We start from the raw sequence: 18,109 nt of genomic DNA, 5'->3' as shown, positions 1-18,109 counted from the left end.
GTGCTCTGATGTCGATCACGCTACCGAGTGGGTCTCGTACATGCGCACCACGACGACGAGCGCGGCCGCCGCGGTGAGGGCGGCCGCAACCCAGACCGCGGCGCGCAGGCCCCACAGGTCGGCCACGACCCCGCCCATCAGCGCGCCGACGGCGTAACCGGCGTCGCGCCAGACCCGGTAGACGCCCACGGCGCGGCCGCGCCAGGTGGGATGGGCGACGTCGCCGACCACGGCCAGCAGGGTCGGGTAGACCATCGCGGTGCCGGCGCCCAGCAGCATCGTGGCCGCCGCCCACGGCGCGAAGGTGCCGGCGACGGCGATGATCGCGAGCGCGGCCGCCTGGAGGAGCATGCCGGTTGTGATCAGGTGCTTGCGGCCCCACCGGTCGGACAGCCCGCCCGTCACCAGCTGCCCGGCACCCCATACCGCGGGGTAGAGCGCGAACAGCACGCCGATCTGCTCCACCGGCAGCCCGGACGCGGCGAACAGCAGGGGGAAGAGCCCCCAGGAAAGGCCGAAATCGAGGTTGTTGACCAGCCCGGCCAGGCTCGCCGCCGACAGCGCCGGTTCCCGGAAGCTGGTGTGGGTGACGATCCGGAGGCCGGTCAGATCCGCACGTGGGTGGTCGTGGCGACTCGCCTCCAGGCGGGCGTGCTCCCGGGTCTCGCGCACCAACAGCCCGGACAGGCCCAGCCCGAGCACGGCGTAGGAGACGCCGAGCAGGAACGGGGCGGGCCGGAGGCCGTAGCGCGCCGCGAGGTAGCCGGCGAGCAGCGAGGTGACGGCGACCGCGCCGTACCCGGCCGCCTCGTTGAGCCCCATCGCCAGGCCGCGCCGCCGCGGTCCGACGAGGTCGATCTTCATGATCACGGTGGTGGACCAGGTCAGGCCCTGGTTGAGCCCGAGCAGCACGTTCGCCGCCACCACCCAGCCCCAGCTCGGCGCCCAGATCAGCAGCAGCGGCACCGGCAGGGCGATCACCCATCCGACGAGCAGCACCGGCTTGCGCCCGAAGCGGTCCGACCAGGCGCCGGCGACGTAGTTCGCCGCGGCCTTCGTCAGGCCGAAGGCCACCACGTAGGTGAACAGGTACGTGTACCCGGTCAGGTGGAACTCGCGCGCGGCCAGCAGCGGCAGCACGGTCTGCTCCTGCCCGACCATGCCGCCGACCAGCGCGTTGACCGCGACGAGCAGGCCGAACTGGGCCGCGTTCGCGCGCAGCCCCAGGACGATCGGACGGCTCACGGCTCGCGCTGCAACCCCTCCCCGGTGGCCTCGGCCCAGTCGCCCGGCCCGCCGGCCAGCACGGCGAGGTCGCGGTGCCCGGCCCGCTCGAGCACGCTCGCCGCGCCCATCGCGCGCTCCCCGTGCCCGCACATCAGGACGGTGGGTTCCACCGGGAGGTCGCGGGCGGTCTGCTGGAGCGATCCGAGCTCGATGTGGACGGCGCCGGGCAGGTGCCCGGCGGCGAACTCGGCGTCCTGCCGGACGTCGAGCACGCGGCCCCGTCCGCCGATCTCCTCGGGTCCGATCACCGGGGTGGCGGAGGTGGGGAGCCCGGCGGCGCCCCAGGCGTCGACGCCGCCCGCGAGCTCACCGGTGAACCGGTCGATGCCGATGTTCAGCGCCCGCCAGATCAGGTCGGCGAGCTCCTGATCGGGGTTCCGGACGATCACGACGGGTGCCTCGGGTGGGACGAGCCAGCCGAGCCACGTGGCGAACTGCGGCCGGAGCGGGATCGAGAGCGCCTCCGGGACGTGCGTGCGGGAGTAGTCGTGCGCCGGGCGGGCGTCGACCACGATCGCCCCGTCGTCGCGCAGCTCCCGCACCGCCGACGGCGGGAGCTGCGGGAGGCTCCCCGTGGTCTCGGCGTCCAGCACGGGGGGCCCACCCCGGTTGAGCGCGGCCAGGCGCAGGAAGTACGGCGGGTAGCTGCCCAGCGAGCCGAGCAGCCGCTCGACGAACCGGTCCTCGTCGGCGATGCCCAGCAGCGGGTTGGTGGCCAGCTCCCGGCCGATCGTCGACGTCCGGTCGGCACCCGGCGGTGCGGAGCAGAACGACCCCGCCCCGTGGGTCGGCCACACCCCCGTCCCGGCGGGCAGCACCGACAGCCGTCGCAGCGACGCGAACTGGGCCCGAGCGAGCTCTTCGGCGCGCTCGGACCCGAGCAGATCGGTGCGCGCCGCGGAGCCCACGATGAGCGAGCCGCCCGTGAACACCCCGACCGGATGGTTCCCGTCGCGCAGCAGGAACGAGAGGTGCTCGTCGGTGTGCCCGGGGGTGGCCAGTGCCGTCAGTCCCAGCCCGCCCAGGTCGACCTCGTCGCCCTCGCCGAGGCCGCGGTGGTCGAACGCGCGCCGGCCGGCAGCGGAGGCGAGGACCGTCGCACCGTCGTCGTGGGCGAGCTGCCGCGCCGCGGAGAGGAAGTCCGCGTGCAGGTGGGTGTCGGCGGCGAACCGGATCCGCAGGCCCGCCTTCCCTGCGGCCGCCCGCACGGCCCGCAGGTCACGCGGTGCGTCGACCACCAGCGCCGTCCCGTCCCCGAGGTCGACCAGGTAGCAGGAGTTGCCGAGGCCTTCGTCCACGACGGCCGTCAACGAGACGTTGCTGCTCATGCGACTCTCCCCGCGACTAGTACACTATTCCATGGATTATTGGAGGAGTCGATGGGCGATGCTGCGCTCAAGGCGGAGCTGTTCGAACAACTGGCGCGCGTGGGCAAGGCGCTGGGCAGCGGCAAGCGGTTGGAGCTGCTGGACCTGCTCGGTCAGGGCCCGCGCAGCGTCGCCGACCTCGCCGCCACCGCCGGTCTCGGGCTGACCACCACGTCCATGCACCTCAGGGCGCTGCGGGAAGCCGGCTTGGTCGCCACGGCGCGGGAGGGCACCACCATCCGCTACCGCCTCGCCGCGGATGACGTCGCCGCGCTCTTCGCCCAGCTGCGGGTCGTCGCGGCCACGCACCTGGCCGACGTCGGCCGCGCCCGCAGCCGTTATCTCGGTGTCGTCGACGGCGAGGACACCGAGGAGGTCGGCCGCGAGGAGCTGCTCCGCCGGATCCGGGCGGGCGAGGCGATCGTGCTGGACGTGCGGCCCGCCCCCGAGTACGTCGCCGGGCACATCCCGGGGGCGATCTCCATCCCGCTCGACGAGCTACCCGGTCGCCTGTCGGAGCTGCCCGCCGACGTCGAGGTCGTGGCGTACTGCCGGGGCGCCTACTGCGTCCTCGCCCACGACGCGGTCCGGCTGCTCAACGCCTGCGGCCGGCGCGCCGTGCGGCTGGCCGAGGGCATGCTCGAGTGGCGGCTGGCCGAGCACCCCGTCGCCACCCTCCCGCAAGAAGTTCAACCGCCTGGTCGGTTTGCCGTCTCCATGGTTGAATGACGACGTGGAGATAGGGCTCGTGGTCATGGACGAGAACCCGGCGGACGCGCTGCGGATCGTCCGGGCGGCCGATCGTGCCGGGGTGCACTCGCTGTGGAGCATCGACTACTACAACCGCAGCAGCCTCACCCGGGCCGCGGCGTTCGCGGCCGTCGCCGAGAAGGCGATCGTCGGCACGAGCGTCACCCCGCTGTTCGCGCGCTCGGCACTGGCGCTCGCGTCGGCCGCGGCCGACGTGCAGGCGATCGCCGGGGGGCGGTTCGTGCTGGGCGTGGGCAGCAGCACGCGCCGGATGAACCAGGACTGGTACGGCACGGCGATGCAGCACCCGGCGCCCCAGGTGCGGGAGCGGGTCGAGCTGGTCCGGCGGTTGATCGCACACCGGGGTGGGCCGTTCCGGTTCGATGGCGAGTTCGACCGCGTCGCGCTGGCCCACTACGAACGCGCTGCGTTGCCCGACACCGTGCCGATCCTCGCCGCGGGGGTGGGGGAGCACATGGTCCGCGCCGTCGGGGGGTGTGCGGACGGGTTCGTCGGGCACACGATCGCCCCGGTCGACTACCTGCGCGACGTCGCCCGCCCGCTGCTGGCCGAGGGCGCCGCCCGGGCCGGGCGGGACGTGGCGCGACTGCGGACGACCACGCAGATCGTCGCCGCGGCTGGCTCCGACCCCCACCTCGCGCGCCGCGACGCGGCCGCCCAGGTCGGGTTCTACGCGACGCCGAAGGGCTACGACGCGCTGTTCCCGCAGGGCCGGTTCGGCGCCGAGCGGGCCGCGGCCCGGGAGGCGGTGGCGAGCGGTGACGTGGCGGGCGTCGTCGCGGCGGGGGAGGCGATGGTCGAGGAGCGTGCCGTGTTCGGCACCCCGGAGGACGTCGCCGCGCAGCTGCGCCGCTACTCCGGGGTGGTCGACTGGGCGCTGCTCTACCCGCCGCACTTCGGCGTGGACCCGGAGCGCGTCCACGCGAACGAGCTGGCGCTGATCGAGGTGGCGGCCGGCTGGGCCTCGTGACTCAGCGCCCGCGCAGGCCCAGGTCCCGACCGATGATCTCCTTCATGATCTCGGTGGTGCCGCCGTAGATGCGGGTGATGCGCGCGTCCGCCCAGGCCTGCGCGATCGGGTACTCGGCCATGTAGCCGTAGCCGCCGTGCAGCTGGACGCCGAGGTCGACGGCGCGGCCCTGCAGTTCGGTGCACCACCACTTGGCCTTGGCCGCGTCGGCGGCGGACAGCTCACCGTCGGCAAGCGCGAGCACGCACTGGTCCACGAACGCCTGCGCCACGTCGACCTCGGTGGCCAGCTCGGCGAGCCGGAACCGGGTGTTCTGGAACCCGCCGATCGGGCGGCCGAACGCTACGCGGCCCTGTACGTAGTCGAGGGTCCAGCCGAGCGCGGCGCGGGCGGCCGCCACGCCGTAGGCCGCGAGCGAGAGGCGCTCCTGCGGCAGGTTGTCGGTGAGGTGCCGGAAGCCCTCGCCCTCCGCACCGAGGAGGTTGGTGACGGGGACGTGCGCGTCGTCGAAGAAGAGCTCGGCGGTGTCCTGGGCGTGCTGGCCCATCTTGGCCAGGTTGCGGCCGCGGATGAACCCGGGCGTGTCGCGTTCGACCACGAGCAGGCTCATCCCGCGGTGCGTCCGGGCGGGATCGGTCTTGACGGCCAGGATCACCAGGTCGGCGTTGATGCCGTTGCTGATGAACGTCTTGCTGCCGGTGACGCGGTAGTGGTCGCCGTCGCGCCGTGCGGTGGTGGTCATCGAGGCGAGGTCGGAGCCGATGGCCGGCTCGGTCATCGCGATGGCGGTGATCAGCTCACCGGCGGCGATGCCGGGGAGCCAGCGGCGCTTCTGCTCGTCGGTGGTGAGCCGGAGGAAGTAGGGCGTGCAGACGTCGGTGTGCAGGGTGAGGCCGATCGCGACCGCCGCGGCGCCCACCCGGGCCAGCTCCTCGCCGAGGACCAGGTTGAAGCGGAAGTCGGGGACCCCGCCACCGCCGAACTCCTCGGGGACGGCGGTCGACAGGAGGCCCGCCGCGCCCGCCGCGGTGAACAGCTCGCGGGGGAGGATGCCCGCCTCGGACCACCGCCCGGTGTGCGGGACGACCTCCTTCTCGACGAACCGGCGCACCGTGGCGCGGAAGTCGTGGTGCGCGGTGTGCCCGTGCTCGGTGTCCCACAGCCTGCGTCGCACGGTGCGCCCCTCAGGACTGCGCGGAGGGGAAGCGGGGTGCGCGCTTCTCGCGCAGCGCGGTGTACCCCTCGACCACGTCGGGCCCCATGAAGGTCAGCATCTCGTAGGCGGCGGACTGGTCGAATGCGGGCCCGGCGGCGCGCAGCCAGTTGTTGAGCGCCTTCTTGGTGAGCCGGATCGCGGGCTGGGAGCCGGTGGCGAGCGCGTCGGCGATGCGCAGCGCCTCGTCGAGCACCTGGTCGCGGGGCACGGCCTTGGCCACCATCCCGAGCCGCTCGGCCTCGGCGCCGGTGAGCATCTCCCCGGTGAGCAGGTAGTAGCGGGCCTTGGCCATGCCGGCCAGGAGCGGCCAGATGATGGCGGCGTGGTCGCCCGCGGCGACGCCCAGCTTGACGTGCCCGTCGCCGATCCGGGCGTCCTCGGCGGCGATGGCGACGTCGGCCAGCAGCGCGGCGACGGTGCCGGCGCCGACGGCGACGCCGTTGATGGCCGAGACGATGGGCTTGTCGCAGTTGATGATGTTGTAGACGAGGGCGCTCATCTCCTCGAGCATGTGCGAGACGCGGTCGTAGTCGCCCGCCATCCGTTCGACCATGGCGAGGTCGCCACCCGCGGAGAACGCCCTGCCCGCACCGGTGATCACCGCGACGCGGGTCGCGGGGTCGGCCGCGACGTCGAGCCAGACCCGGGCGAGCTCGCCGTGCATCACCTCGTCGGTGGCGTTGTACTTCTCCGGCCGGTCGAGCGTGATGAGCAGGACGCCGTTCGCGCGACGGTCGAACGTCAGCTGCGTGTATCCGTCGAGGCCCACCGTGTTCCTCCGTTCGTCGCGGTCGAGTCAACCACAGTTACGACTGGCCGACCAGTGCGACTGCTATTCGACTTATTGGTCGAAGAACTGGTACCGTCCGGCCGGATGTGAGGGAGGCGGCCCGATGGATCTCGGGAACAAGCTTGCGGTCGTCACCGGTGCCGCGTCCGGCATCGGCCGGGCCATCGCGGTCGGGTTGGCGACGGCGGGTGCCACGGTCGCGGCGGTCGACCGCGACGCCGACGGGCTCGCGGCCACCGTCCGGTCGATCGGCGGCCGGTCCACGGCGCACGAGGCCGACCTGGGCGACGGGCCCGCGATCCCGGCCCTGCGCGACGAGGTGGTGGCCGCCCACGGGCTGCCGGACGTGCTCGTCAACGCCGCGGGCTTCGACCGGGTCGAGCCGTTCATGCAGAACGACGACGCGCTGTGGGAGGCGCTGGCCGCGGTGAACTTCCTCGGGCCGGTCCGGCTGCTCCACGCGTTCCTCGAGCCGATCCTCGCCGCCGAGCGCCCCGCCAAGATCGTCAACATCGCCAGCGACGCCGGGCGGGTCGGCAGCCTGGGTGAGACCGTCTACGCCGGCACGAAGGGCGGGCTGATCGCATTCTCCAAGTCGCTGGCCCGGGAGATGGCGCGCCACCGGATCAACGTCAACTGCGTGTGCCCGGGCCCGACCGACACCCCGCTGTTCGCGTCGCTGCCCGAGAAGGTGCGGGAAGGACTGGTCCGCGCGATCCCGTTCCGCAGGCTCGCCACCCCGGAGGAGGTGGCGGACGCGGTGCTGTTCTTCGCATCGCACCGCTCCGACTTCGTCACCGGCCAGGTGCTCAGCGTCAGCGGCGGCCTGACGATGGCCGGCTGATCAGCGCCGGGCGCCCTCGAGGCTGAACATCCGGGCGGCGGTGTCGACGACGGCCTCCCACAGCTCGGCCTTCTTCTCCGGAGGCAGCGACGGGCGGATCCACAGCGACGACTGGTTGAGCACGCCGTGCAGGCACTGCAGCGCGACGTCCGGGTTCGGGCAGTCGAACTCGCCCGCGGCGAGCCCGGCCTCGACCACCCGGCGGAAGATCGCGTCGTGGCGGCGCCTGCTCTCCTTGATGGTGTCCTGGAAGGAGTCGGGCCACGTCGTCGGCCACGAGAACAGCGTGGCGACCTCGGGGGCGGTGTCGGTGAGGATCCGGATCTGCTCCCGGATCAGGGTGCGGATCTGCTCGAGGTGGCTGCGGTCGCCGACCTTGTCCAGCTCCTGCTCGAGACGCCGGTTGACGTCGACCGTCAGCGCCTCGATCACCGCCGCGACCAGCTCGTCCTTGCCGGAGAAGTAGTGGTAGAGCGTGGCCTTGGCGATGTCGGTCCGTTCGGCGACGTCCTCCAGGTTCATCCCCTGGTAGCCGTGCTCGGACAGCAGCTCCGTCGCGGTCCGGACGATCTCGGCCTTGCGCCGGTCCCGGCGGCGCTCCACCCGGGTGCTCGGGCGGGCGGTCGTCGCTGGCTCGGCCACTGGTCGTCGCTCCCGTCGAAAGGCACCCCGCGGGCCACGGGCCCGAACGGAGTCTAGGTCAGCCGACCGGTGGGACCGGAGTTCGACCCGGCGATCGAGCTCGGCCCGGTCGTGCTCACCCGCCTGCGACGGCGGCCGTCGCGGGTCCCCCGTCACAAATCGGCGGGCTTCCCTGTCCTCGCTTCCGAAGCCGCCCGCCGACCGCTCGGGGAGATCGCCCTCGCCGAGTGGATCGCGCAGCAGAAGGAGTGACGCAACGCCGATAGCCCGCACCGGCCAGCCGGCCGATCGGGCCGGTCCGTGCGAGCTATCGGCTTTCGCGTGTCCTGTCGGGCAACAAGCTCCGCGGGGCGCCGGCCGCCACGTGAGGTCAGCGCGGCGCGGGCCGCACCGGGGCCAGCGCCGGCCGGTCGCCCCGCGGCCCGAAGGTGTCGACCACCGCGGACACCCCGGAGTTCGATGCGCCGGCCACCACGATCTGCACGGCGTCGGGCGAGGTGAGCACGTGGAACGACCCGGTGGCGGGATCGACTCGGTCGTCCGGCACCGCCTCGGGGTGGTCGGCGGGCAGCCGCCACGCGGTCGTGCGGGAGATCGCGGTCTTGCCGACCCGGTCGAGATCCTCCCGCCGCACGCGTGCCTCCTCGAACACGAACCGGCGGATGGCCGGCTTGTCGAAGCCCTGCCCGGCCAGGAGGTGGGCGTGCTCGGGGCCGAGCACCAGGCAGGTGGAGATCGTCCGGTGCAGCAGGGCGCCCGTGCGGGCGACCGTTCCGGCCAGGTCACGCAGCAGCTGCGTCGCATCGCTGGTGTGCCGCGCCTCGACGTGGGAGACCGAGCGGATCGTCATCACGGTGACCGCGCTCTCGTCCGGCCCGAACCCGAACTCCTCGTGGAACGCCGGCCAGGGGCTCTCCTCCTGGTTCTCCCCGATGCAGCACGTGTACTTCGCCGGGGTGCCCTGGGTGGCCTGGTCGAGTGCGTGCGGGCGGAGCCCGAACACGTTGATCGCCGCGAGCCGGATCGCCCGGCCGATCGTCGCGTTCGCGCGGAAGCCGGAGCCGAAGACGTTGCCCTTGCAGTTGATCCCGAGCTCCCCGCGCACCGGCCCGTTCACGAGCACCAGCGGGGCGGTGCCGGTGGTGCTCTGCCAGATCCCCTTGCCCGCGTACCCCTCGGCGCGCAGCGAGTCCCACACGGCGAGCACCACCGGGAAGTACTCGGGACGGCAGCCGGCCATGGCGGCGTTCAGCGCGGCCATCCGCACCGTGCACTCCCGGCCGATCTGCGGCATGGCCAGCAGCACGTCGTCCGGTCCGCGGTCGGTCTGCGCGAGGAACGCGTCGAGACGCTTCGGCGTGCACGGGATCACCGGTAGGCCGTCGCTCCACTCCTGGTCGTAGCAGTACTCGACCGCGTCGACGAGTGCGTCCACGATCGCGCGGGCGTCGTCGTCGACCGTCATTCCGCGACCCCCAGGATCTCGAGGATGCGGGGGATCATCGCGGTCACGCGATCGCGGACCTCCTCCTGGGACAGGCTCGCCACCGGGTGCTCGGTGACGACGTACGGGTAGTCGGGGAAGCCGTACGAGCGCGCCATCGCGTCGGCGGCGAGGCGGAACGGCTCGGTGCAGATGCTGACGGCCGGAATGCCGGCACGCTCCAGCAGGATCCCGTCGGCCAGACTGGCCGCGCTGCACGAGCCTCAATCACCGACCGCCGTGACGGCGAAGTTGCAGGTGGCGACGATGCGCTCGACCTGGGTGGTGTCCACCGGTGTGCCGAAGTAGTCCTTCGTGAACGCCTTGACGTCCTGCAGCCGGAACCGTTCGGAGAGCTGCCGGCCGACCTCCTCGAGCAGCAGCGCGGCGTTCGGCTTGCCGTTGTCCAGCAGGCCGAGGGTGGCCCCGTGCAGCGTGGCAGGGCGCGGGGACAGGGCGCGGTCCTCGCTGCGCTCCACCTCGCCGGTCGGGTCGAGGATCACGCGCGACCAGTCGATCACAGCCACCTCCCGGATGGTCCCGTCGACGCCATCATCGGTGATCGGCCCGGCCCTGCGAACCCATTCGCGAACAGCCGAGACGGATGACGTAGGCGAGATCACGTCGGGCAACCGATGGCCGGACGTTGTGCTGGCCTCGCGGCGGGATTGGGCCGTTCGGGTGGCCTGGTGATGGTGGGTCCAGACCTACCGGTTTCGTCGGTGCTCGCACGTATGTTCGAATCATGCCGGGTGTGGTGGAGCTGATCGACCGGGAGGTGGGGTTGCCGCCCGGCCCGCAGTTGTCCGCTGTGCTGGCCGAGTTGCCGTGGTCGCGGGTGCCGAACGCGCGGCTGGTGGAGGTGTTGCAGGCCCGGTCCCGCCAGCTCGCGCACGAGCAGGCCAACGTGTGGGCCGGGATGGCGGAGATCGCCCGCGCGGTCCCGGTCGCCGGGCTCTCGGAGGAGGCGGTGGCCCGGGCCGGGGACGATGTCGAGTGGGCCTCGCACGAGATCGCCGCCGGCCTGACCTGGACCCCGACCGCCGCGGACCGGGAGCTCGACCTCGCCCGGGTGGTGGTGCGGGGGTTGCCGTTGGTGTTCGCCGCCCTGGAACGGGGTTTGATCGATCGGGGCAAGGCGGTGGTGTTCGCCGATCACCTCGACCCCGGTCGCGGGGAGTTGACCCCGGCGCAGATCCGGCGGTTGTGTGAGCGGTTCGTGCCGTTGGCGTCGGGGTGGACGGCGCGGCGGTTGGCCCGGCGGCTGCTGGCGGCGATCGTGGCCATCGACCCGCAGTTCCACCGCCGCCGCTACCGGCGCGGGCTGCGCGAGCGCGGCGTGGTGTTGCACCTGGACCGGGACGGCACCGCCACGCTCTCGGGGGAGGGGTTGCCGCCGGATGAGGCGGCGGCCGCGGCGGCGCGGTTGGACCGGTTGGCCGAAGCAGCGCGGCGGGCCGGGCACCCCGGCCGGCTCGCGCAGATCTCCGCCGACCTGTACCTGGGGATGCTGGACGGCAGCTTCCACGGGTTGACCGAAGCGCAGATCCTGGCCCGGTTGCTGGCCCGGCCGCGGCCGGAGGACAGCGACGCCCCCAGTACCGGCGACATCGCTGAGGCCGGCGGATCCGATGAGACGGCTGGCGCTGAACGGACTGGCGCTGAACGGACTGGTGCTGAGTCGACCCGCGCTCGCCGGGACGGGCCCGACCCGGCCGCCCCCGAGCCGGCCGGTGCCGGGAAGCACAGCGCCGAGGGCTGCGACATCGACGAAACCACGGCCCCGGCCCCGGCTGGGCGACCGGTCGACGATCACCCACCTGAGGATCACCGAGTCGGCGAGCCGACCGACCCCGGTCCGGCCGGCCCGAATACACGCCGCTGGCGGGGTGAGCGGGTCGGGGTGCGGGAGGGTGTCGAGGTGCGGGCCGGACTGGCCACCCTGCTCGGGTGTGACCAGCGGCCCGGTGAGATCCCCGGGCTGGGCCCGGTCGACGCCGAGATCGCCCGCACCACCGTCGCCCGGCAACGCCGGGGTGCGCGGTGGCAGTTCGCGATCGTCGACCCCGCCGGCTACCTGCTGCTCGCAGGGCCGCTGCGCCACCGCCCCCGCACCGGCGACCCACCATCGCGGCCGCCGGGGCGGGTGCGTGGTGGGGTGGTGGAGCTGCACCTCACCCTCGCCGAGCTGTCCCGTTTCGCCGCCGACCCCGACCTGACCGGGGCATGGGCCGGGCTGGTCACCGAGATCGCCGGCCGGTGGGCCCAGCGGCACCGGTCGTGGCGGGAACTGGGCAACAACCCCCGCGCCCGGTATGCCCGGGGTGCGCTGGCCCGCCACGTGCAGGTCCGCGACCGCAGCTGCGTGGGGCCCGGGTGTGACCGCCCGGCACGCCGCTCCCAGCTGGACCACACCGTGGATCACGTCCGGGGTGGGCGCACGGTGGAGACCAACATCGGTCCCGGGTGTTGGCGGCACCACCCGGACAAGGACCGCGGCTGGCGGCTGTTCCAACCCGAGCCGGGGGTGTTCGTGTGGGTGTCCCCGCTGGGGCGGGTGTACCGGACCCGGGGTGCGCCGGTCCGACCCGACCTGCCCGACCCCGACCCACCACCCGAAGGCGCCGACCCCCGCGCCGACCCGGACACCGACACGGGACGCCCGATCGACCTGCGCATCCTCTGGCGCGAGGCCCGTGACCCGGCCCCGCCGCCACCGCCGCCATCCGACGACGAGGAGGAACCACCGCTCAGCGAGGTCCGCTCCCTGGTGCGGGAGACCCGCCACACCGACCTGGTCACGGAGCTCGCGGGGGCCCGCGCCGTGCTCGACTCCGCAGGCGTGGAGCTCTCCCTGGGCGGCAGCCCGGACACGGTCGGTCCGACGGCCCGCAACGTGCTCGGCCGGGTGCTGCGGGAGGCGATGACCAACGTGCTGCGGCACGCCGAGCCGAGGCGGTGCACGATCGAGATCGCCGTGGCCGAGGGGGACGCCCGCCTCCGGGTCGTCAACGACGGGGTGGGCCCCGGGGACGGCGCCGGGTTCGGGACCGGGCTGATCGCGCTCGAGCGGTACCTGCGTGAGCACTCCGGACGGCTCGCCGCCGGGCCGGGACCGGACGGCACCTTCCGGCTCGACGCCGTGCTGCCGGGGGCCGCGCGGTGACCGGCGAGCGGATCCGCCTCGTGCTGGCCGACGACGAGTCCCTGACCCGCGGTGCGGTCGGTGCACTGCTCGGCCTGGAGCCCGACCTCGTCGTGGTCGGCGAGGCGGCCGGCGGGGACGAGGCGATCGCCGTCATCGGACGGCAGCGGCCCGACGTCGCGGTGCTGGACGTCGAGATGCCGGGGCGCGACGGCGCCGAGGTGGCGCAGTGGGTGGCGGTGCACGCGTCCGGGACGCGCTGCATCGTCCTGACCCGGCACGCCCGGCCCGGCGTGCTGCGGCGCGCGCTCGCCGCGGGCGCGGCCGGCTTCGTCACGAAGAGCGCCCCCGCCACGGTCCTCGCCGACGTCATCCGGCGGGTGCACCACGGCGGCCGCTACGTCGACCCCGACCTGGCCATGACCGCTCTCATGGCCGAGGACTGCCCGCTGACCGTCCGGGAGCTCGAGGTGCTGCGCTCCGTCGGCCCCGGTGGGGACGGCCGCGGACATCGCCCGTCGGGTCCACCTCTCGCCCGGGACCGTGCGCAACTACCTCTCGTCGGCGATGCAGAAGCTCGGAGCCGGCAGCCGCACGGAGGCGGTCCAGATCGCGCGGGACAGCGGCTGGCTCTGAGCGCCGGCCACCAGCGCGGGCCCGATTGGTCCGATTTGTTAGGTTAGCCGCGCGCGGTCGGCGCTCCCCGTGGCTCCCCTCCGGCCGCAGGCGAGGAGGCAGGATGTCCCGGTTCCCGCGGCGCGGGTGGCCTGCCCGGATGTGGACTGCGCTGCTCGGTGCCGTCGTCGTCCTGGCGTCCGGTTGCGGGGGCGACGCCGCCGCCCGGCACGAGCCGGACCTGTTCGAGGCGCTCCCGGCACCGTCGCCCCCGCCGACCGCCGTCCCCACGCCCGCGGTGAACCGGGCGGCTTCCTCGGCCGCCGAGGACGAGTGGCGGTTGGTCTTCAGGGACGACTTCACCGGCTCCCGGCTCGATCCCGGCGTCTGGAACCACTACGACTCGGTGGGCGGGTTCGGCAACGGGTGGCGCCGCCCCGAGGCGATCACCGTGGCGGACGGCACGCTGCGCGTCACCGCCCGCGGGAACGTCTCGGGCGGCATGAACCACGAGCACAGCCAGCGGTACGGGCGTTGGGAGTTCCGGGCCCGCACCGACAAGGGGCGCGGGCGCGGGTCGGCCGTCCTGCTGTGGCCGGACTCGCTGGACAAGGCGGCAGACGGCGAGCTGGACATGATGGAGGTGCCCGGGGAGGACCGGACGCAGGCCCATTTCGTGATCCACTACTCGGCGCAGAACAAGCTCGCGGGAAGCAAGGTGAGCGGCGACTTCAGCCAGTGGCACACGTTCGCCATGGACTGGTTGCCCGATCGCATCACCTGGTACGTCGACGGCGTCAAGCAGTTCGAGACCACCGACCGCAACGTGATCCCGACGAGCCGGATGCACCTGGCGATCCAGCTCGACATGGGGCCGTACGAGGAGTGGATCCTGGCACCGGACGAGACCACGCCACCCGAGGTCAGCCTGGAGGTCGACTGGGTGCGGGTGTACGCGCGGCGGTAGCGGCCCCAGGTGGATCACAACCTCAGCGCGCTCACAGGGTGGCTGTGACACGGTCGCCTCCCGTTGTACCGAGAAGATCGGAGGCACGATGGCCGTTCGCCGTCAGCGGTCGCGGCGTCTCGCGGCCGTGCTGGCCGTGTTCGCGGCGACCGCGCTGCTCGCGGCATGCGGCAGTGAGATCCCCGGTACGGCGGACGGGTGCGCCATCTACAAGCCGGGCCAGTCCGACCGCTGCCCGGAGGGTGCGGGCGGCGGGTCGCAGGGCGGCCAGGACGGCGGGACGAGCGGGTTCGACGCCGAGGTCGGGCGGATCGCGATATCGGCGGACGGCAACCAGCACGACAACGACGACTGGGCGTCCGCGCCCATGGCGCTGGCGCTCCTCGCGCACGGCAAGCTGCAGGCCAACCTCGTGCACTTCGACTACAACAACCACATCTGGGACTCCGACGCCGAGCACGTCAAGAACATGACCGAGAGCGTTCAGGAGGGCGGCGAGCGCTTCGGGTTCGACATGTCCCGCTTCTTCGACGACACCGACGAAGCGCAGCTCGCCGCCGGCACCCGGAACCTGGTGAAGGAGATCAACGCCTCCACCGACGACGACCAGCTCTCGATCGTGCTCGCCGGACCCATCGAGACCGTCTGGATGGCCCTCGACGCCGCCGACCCGGAGGCCCGCAAGCACGTCGAGTGCATCACGCACGGCGAGGACAGCTTCAACCAGACGCACGGCAAGGAAGAGCACGGCGGCCACGACTACGACGACCTGACCGACCTGGGCTGCGAGAAGGTCGACATCCCCGACCAGAACTCCGGCCTCGGGCCCGTCGACATGGACTTCTGGGACTTCCTGCAGGACAGCGGCGACGACAACCTGAAATGGCTGTACTCCCGGCTCGACCTGGTCGGCAACGGTGACGTCTCCGACGCCGGCATGACCTTCTACGCCATGACCGACGAGAAGGACTCCGACCGGTCCGACCTGAAGTCCTTTCTCGAGTCGTAGGTTGATCCGGTGCGCGCATATGGGTTCACCGAGGTAGGCGGTCCGGAGAAGCAGGCGTTCCTGGATGTCCCGGTGCCGGAGCCGGGCCCCGACGAGTTGCTGGTGCGGGTGCGGGCGGCCGGGGTGAACCCGGGGGACTGGCGGGTCCGGGAGGGCTCGTACGGCCTCAGCGGGCCGGCCGTACTGGGCCGGGAGGTCGCCGGCACGGTCGTCGCGGTGGGCCCCGGCGTGCCCGGCTTCGCGGTCGGCGACGAGGTGTTCGGCGGCTGCCCGGGGATGGTCGGCGGCTGGGCCGAGCAGGCGCTGGTCACGGCGTCGTTCGCGGCGCACCGGCCGGCGGGCGTGCGCCCGGAGGACGCGGCGGCGTTGCCGGTGGCGGCGGGCACCGCGTTCGACGCGCTGAACCGGCTCGGTCTGCCGGAGGGATCGACGTTCCTGGTCAACGGCGCAGGCGGCGGGGTGGGGATCCCGGCGGTGCAGCTGGCCGCCGCGCGCGGCCTGCGGGTGATCGGGGTGGCGAGCCCGGCCAAGCACGACCTGGTGGCGAAGCTGGGCGCGGTGCCCGTGGCCTACGGCGACGGCGTCGTCGAACGGGTGCGTGCGGCGGCCCCGGACGGGGTGGACGCGATCCTCGACATGGTCGGTGGGGACCCCCTCCGGACCGTCGCCGGGCTGCTCGCGGACGCCTCACGGCTGACGTCGATCGCGGACCGGCCACTGGCGGTGGAGCTCGGCGGCTTCTCGCTCGAGCGGGACCGGAGCACCGCGGTGCTCACCGAGCTCGCGCGGCTCGTGCTGGCCGGTGAGCTGGACCCGCACGTCACGGAGGTCCGGCCGCTGTCCGACGCGGCGGCCGCACTCGCCCTGGTCGAGGACGGGCACGCCACGGGCAAGGTCGTCATCGTTCCCTGACGCGCGGGATCACGGCACCCAGCGCGCCGAGCGCCGCCAGGACGAGGCAGCACCAGGGGAACCAGTCCCCGAGCCGGGTGTACGGGGTGCTCCCCGGGCCGTCCGGGAGCGCGGCGGTCGCCACGGCGAACGCTCCCCGGTTCGGCGCCGCCGTGTCGGCGGTGGCGAGGATCCGGCCGGCCGCGTCGGCGATCACCGACGTCCCCCGGTTGCCGCCCCAGGCGACGGAGACGCCGTTCTCCACCCCGCGGGCCACCGCGACCCGGGCGTGCCAGCGGCCGTCGACGTCGGTGTCGCTCGCCGGCAGGAGCATGCGCGTCGCGCCCGCCGTGGCGTACGCCCTGGTGAGCTCGGGGTAGTTGAGGTCCATGCAGATCGCGATGCCGTCGCGGCCGGCCATCGTGAGGCCGGTGCCCCGCTGGACGTGGGGGCCGGTGTCGTGGTGCTTGACGTAGCGCCGCGGGGCGTCGCCGTCCGCCGGGACGAGCAGCGCGACGGTGGACCACATCCGGCCGTCGCCGATGCGGTCGACCGCCCCGACGACAACGTCGGTACCCCGGGCGCGGGCCACTCCGGTCAGCCGGTCGACCACGACGGGGCCCGCGGGGCCGGCGACGGAGAAGACGCCCTCCGGGAGGACCACGGTGCGCACGTCCGGGGGCAGCGCCCGGACCGCCGCCGCGTAGGAGTCGAGCAGCTCCCGCCCGGCCGGGGTCGCCGGGTCGATCTCCCACTGGTCATCGAGCGCGTCGGGCTGGACCCGGCCGAGGGCGGCCACCGACGGCGCCGCAGCCGCCGGGTCGTCGAGCCGGGCGAGGCGCACGCCGCCGTAGCCCAGCGCGGCGAGGAGCAGGACCAGCCCTGTCGCCGCCGCGCGCAGCCGGGCCGGGCGCGGCGCGGCCGGGGCGCACGCCGCGGCGATCGCCGCCGCCGGCAGGAACACCAGGAAACTGACGCCCCACACCCCGGTGAGCGAGGCGATCTGCAGCACGGGCAGCAGATCGGTCTGCTGGGTCGTCGCGCTGGACAGGTCCATCCCGCCCGCGGCCAGCGAGGCCAGCAGGAGGCCGCCGGTCCAGGTCGCCGGGGCCGCGACCGCGGCGAGCGCGGGCCTGCCCCGCAGGAGCAGCCCGCGCAGCACCAGCGTGGTCGCGGTGAACAGCCCGGCGGTCCCGAGGACGATGACGACCGCGACCGGTACCGGGATCGGGATCGGCCGGGCGGTGAGGTAGTAGGGCCACATGTTCGCGGTGCCGGCCAGGGCGGCGGCGAAGGTGACGATCGACACCGTCCCGGCCGGGCGCCGCGGCGCGAGCAGGAAGACCGGCAGCGGGGCGACCCACGCCAGGATCGCGACCGGGTCGAGGCCGGTGCCGAGGAAGAACGCCGCCGCCGACGCCACAAGCGCCGCCGACGGCTGCCAGCGCGGCGCGGGATCAGCCGTCCGCGCCGGCGAGCCCGTCGGGTCCGTGGCCGTGACCTGCTGCGACACCGTGGATCGCGACACCGTGGATCAGCCTCCACATCGCCCGCTCGCACAGCGCGCGGAACTCGTCCTCGGACATGTCCATCCGGCCCGACAGGTACAGCTGGACGAGCCCCTGGGTCTGGGCGGTCAGCGACAGCGCGACCTCGGTGGGGTCGTCGGCACGCCACTCGCCGCGGGCCATGAGGTCCGCGACCAGGTCGACGATGCGGGCGAACGCGGGCCCCTCGGACTCGCGGAAGTCCTGCGGGTACCGCCGGGCCCGCGCCCATCCGTCGATCATCAGGAAGCGGTAGAGCCGCGGCCTGCCGAGCGCGAAGTCCAGGAACCGGCGCAGCTGCTCGTGCACGAGGGTCCCGGGATCCGCATCCGGGTCCGGCGCGACCCACAGCTCGCGCAGCTGCGCGCCCAGGTCATCGGCCACCGCCCGCAGCAGCGCTCCGCGATCGGCGAAGTGCCGGTAGATCGCCATCGGGGTGATGCCGGCCGCCGAGGCCACCCGCCGCATGCTGACGGCCTCGGCGCCCTCCTCCGTGACGATCGCCCGGGCGGCATCGATGATCCGACCCGCCGTCCCCACCGCCATGTCTACACCGTATACCGGC

Annotated in this window: 17 protein-coding genes and 1 pseudogene; 9 read left to right on the top strand and 9 right to left on the bottom strand. The window is 73.6% G+C overall.

Translation table 11 applies throughout. From position 1 onward, the window contains the following. Nucleotides 1-15 precede the first annotated feature (15 nt). Nucleotides 16-1,245 (bottom strand): MFS transporter, encoded by a 1,230-nt coding sequence (locus tag ABEA81_RS07335; protein ID WP_345604060.1) that lies wholly within the window; start codon nt 1,243-1,245, stop codon nt 16-18. Further along, complete coding sequence (locus tag ABEA81_RS07330; RefSeq protein ID WP_345604059.1) at nt 1,242-2,615, bottom strand: MBL fold metallo-hydrolase; 1,374 nt, start codon at nt 2,613-2,615, stop codon at nt 1,242-1,244. Before ABEA81_RS07330 ends, ABEA81_RS07335 begins: the two co-directional genes overlap by 4 nt. 51 nt (nt 2,616-2,666) lie before the next feature. Here ABEA81_RS07330 and ABEA81_RS07325 point away from each other — a divergent pair, with 51 nt between their 5' ends. Together ABEA81_RS07325 and ABEA81_RS07320 are read left to right on the top strand one after the other, a co-directional pair. Next, a complete protein-coding gene (locus tag ABEA81_RS07325; RefSeq protein ID WP_345604058.1) occupies nt 2,667-3,383 on the top strand; it encodes an ArsR/SmtB family transcription factor in 717 nt (238 codons plus the stop codon). Further along, nucleotides 3,376-4,395 carry an LLM class flavin-dependent oxidoreductase gene (locus tag ABEA81_RS07320; RefSeq protein WP_345604057.1) on the top strand — a complete coding sequence of 340 codons (1,020 nt, stop codon included), beginning with the start codon at nt 3,376-3,378 and terminating at the stop codon, nt 4,393-4,395. The genes ABEA81_RS07325 and ABEA81_RS07320 overlap by 8 nt, the downstream gene beginning before the upstream one ends. A gap of 1 nt (nt 4,396) precedes the next feature. On the opposite strand, the gene ABEA81_RS07315 is transcribed toward ABEA81_RS07320, so the two are convergent. Next, a complete protein-coding gene (locus ABEA81_RS07315) occupies nt 4,397-5,569 on the bottom strand; it encodes an acyl-CoA dehydrogenase family protein (protein ID WP_345604056.1) in 1,173 nt (390 codons plus the stop codon). Nucleotides 5,570-5,579: 10 nt separating this feature from the next. Next, nucleotides 5,580-6,380: an enoyl-CoA hydratase/isomerase family protein gene (locus tag ABEA81_RS07310; protein ID WP_345604055.1), complete on the bottom strand. Its 801-nt coding sequence runs from the start codon at nt 6,378-6,380 to the stop codon at nt 5,580-5,582. A 124-nt stretch (nt 6,381-6,504) separates the two neighbouring features. Between ABEA81_RS07310 and ABEA81_RS07305 the strand changes: the two genes are divergently transcribed. Then, nucleotides 6,505-7,245: an SDR family NAD(P)-dependent oxidoreductase gene (locus tag ABEA81_RS07305; RefSeq protein WP_345604054.1), complete on the top strand. Its 741-nt coding sequence runs from the start codon at nt 6,505-6,507 to the stop codon at nt 7,243-7,245. Here the strand turns inward: ABEA81_RS07305 and ABEA81_RS07300 are convergent, their stop codons facing one another. Beyond that, the gene (locus ABEA81_RS07300) at nt 7,246-7,887 is read right to left on the bottom strand and encodes a TetR/AcrR family transcriptional regulator (RefSeq protein WP_345604053.1); all 642 of its coding nucleotides are present in this window, start codon (nt 7,885-7,887) and stop codon (nt 7,246-7,248) included. Nucleotides 7,888-7,956: 69 nt separating this feature from the next. On the opposite strand from ABEA81_RS07300, the gene ABEA81_RS07295 reads away from it, so the two are divergent. After that, complete coding sequence (locus ABEA81_RS07295; RefSeq protein ID WP_345604052.1) at nt 7,957-8,139, top strand: hypothetical protein; 183 nt, start codon at nt 7,957-7,959, stop codon at nt 8,137-8,139. Between the two features lie 118 nt (nt 8,140-8,257). On the opposite strand, the gene ABEA81_RS07290 is transcribed toward ABEA81_RS07295, so the two are convergent. Both ABEA81_RS07290 and ABEA81_RS42575 read right to left on the bottom strand, forming a co-directional pair. Beyond that, on the bottom strand, nt 8,258-9,352 hold the full coding sequence (locus ABEA81_RS07290; RefSeq protein ID WP_345604051.1) for a hypothetical protein: 1,095 nt from the start codon (nt 9,350-9,352) through the stop codon (nt 8,258-8,260). Then, the gene (locus ABEA81_RS42575) at nt 9,349-9,873 is read right to left on the bottom strand and encodes a UGSC family (seleno)protein (RefSeq protein WP_425570477.1); all 525 of its coding nucleotides are present in this window, start codon (nt 9,871-9,873) and stop codon (nt 9,349-9,351) included. Before ABEA81_RS42575 ends, ABEA81_RS07290 begins: the two co-directional genes overlap by 4 nt. A gap of 242 nt (nt 9,874-10,115) precedes the next feature. Here ABEA81_RS42575 and ABEA81_RS07275 point away from each other — a divergent pair, with 242 nt between their 5' ends. The 5 genes and pseudogenes from ABEA81_RS07275 to ABEA81_RS07255 all read left to right on the top strand — a co-directional run bounded on the left by ABEA81_RS07275 (nt 10,116) and on the right by ABEA81_RS07255 (nt 16,018). Next, nucleotides 10,116-12,536 (top strand): DUF222 domain-containing protein, encoded by a 2,421-nt coding sequence (locus tag ABEA81_RS07275; RefSeq protein WP_345604048.1) that lies wholly within the window; start codon nt 10,116-10,118, stop codon nt 12,534-12,536. Nucleotides 12,537-12,547: 11 nt separating this feature from the next. After that, a pseudogene (locus tag ABEA81_RS07270) lies at nt 12,548-13,151 on the top strand (response regulator transcription factor). A gap of 103 nt (nt 13,152-13,254) precedes the next feature. After that, the gene (locus ABEA81_RS07265; RefSeq protein ID WP_345604047.1) at nt 13,255-14,097 is read left to right on the top strand and encodes a glycoside hydrolase family 16 protein; all 843 of its coding nucleotides are present in this window, start codon (nt 13,255-13,257) and stop codon (nt 14,095-14,097) included. An 88-nt stretch (nt 14,098-14,185) separates the two neighbouring features. After that, the gene (locus tag ABEA81_RS07260) at nt 14,186-15,106 is read left to right on the top strand and encodes a hypothetical protein (protein WP_345604046.1); all 921 of its coding nucleotides are present in this window, start codon (nt 14,186-14,188) and stop codon (nt 15,104-15,106) included. A gap of 9 nt (nt 15,107-15,115) precedes the next feature. Next, a complete protein-coding gene (locus ABEA81_RS07255) occupies nt 15,116-16,018 on the top strand; it encodes an NADP-dependent oxidoreductase (protein WP_345604045.1) in 903 nt (300 codons plus the stop codon). Here ABEA81_RS07255 and ABEA81_RS07250 read toward each other — a convergent pair. Both ABEA81_RS07250 and ABEA81_RS07245 read right to left on the bottom strand, forming a co-directional pair. Further along, nucleotides 16,005-17,525 (bottom strand): nitrilase-related carbon-nitrogen hydrolase, encoded by a 1,521-nt coding sequence (locus tag ABEA81_RS07250; protein WP_345604044.1) that lies wholly within the window; start codon nt 17,523-17,525, stop codon nt 16,005-16,007. The genes ABEA81_RS07255 and ABEA81_RS07250 overlap by 14 nt on opposite strands. After that, nucleotides 17,455-18,090: a TetR/AcrR family transcriptional regulator gene (locus ABEA81_RS07245; protein WP_345604043.1), complete on the bottom strand. Its 636-nt coding sequence runs from the start codon at nt 18,088-18,090 to the stop codon at nt 17,455-17,457. The genes ABEA81_RS07250 and ABEA81_RS07245 overlap by 71 nt, the downstream gene beginning before the upstream one ends. Nucleotides 18,091-18,109: the final 19 nt, after the last annotated feature.

This window comes from Pseudonocardia adelaidensis (assembly GCF_039543345.1).
Lineage (GTDB): Bacteria > Actinomycetota > Actinomycetes > Mycobacteriales > Pseudonocardiaceae > Pseudonocardia > Pseudonocardia adelaidensis.
This window is presented reverse-complemented; position numbering and strand designations above follow the sequence as displayed.

What these genes read in the sequence shown, in the direction of transcription:
- ABEA81_RS07265 (WP_345604047.1), top strand. Translation starts at nt 13,255, where the DNA reads ATGTCCCGGTTCCCGCGGCGCGGGTGGCCTGCCCGGATGTGGACTGCG.
- ABEA81_RS07305 (WP_345604054.1), top strand. Translation starts at nt 6,505, where the DNA reads ATGGATCTCGGGAACAAGCTTGCGGTCGTCACCGGTGCCGCGTCCGGC.
- ABEA81_RS07245 (WP_345604043.1), bottom strand. Translation starts at nt 18,090, where the DNA reads ATGGCGGTGGGGACGGCGGGTCGGATCATCGATGCCGCCCGGGCGATC.
- ABEA81_RS07290 (WP_345604051.1), bottom strand. Translation starts at nt 9,352, where the DNA reads ATGACGGTCGACGACGACGCCCGCGCGATCGTGGACGCACTCGTCGAC.
- ABEA81_RS07275 (WP_345604048.1), top strand. Translation starts at nt 10,116, where the DNA reads ATGCCGGGTGTGGTGGAGCTGATCGACCGGGAGGTGGGGTTGCCGCCC.
- ABEA81_RS07260 (WP_345604046.1), top strand. Translation starts at nt 14,186, where the DNA reads ATGGCCGTTCGCCGTCAGCGGTCGCGGCGTCTCGCGGCCGTGCTGGCC.
- ABEA81_RS07330 (WP_345604059.1), bottom strand. Translation starts at nt 2,615, where the DNA reads ATGAGCAGCAACGTCTCGTTGACGGCCGTCGTGGACGAAGGCCTCGGC.
- ABEA81_RS07325 (WP_345604058.1), top strand. Translation starts at nt 2,667, where the DNA reads ATGGGCGATGCTGCGCTCAAGGCGGAGCTGTTCGAACAACTGGCGCGC.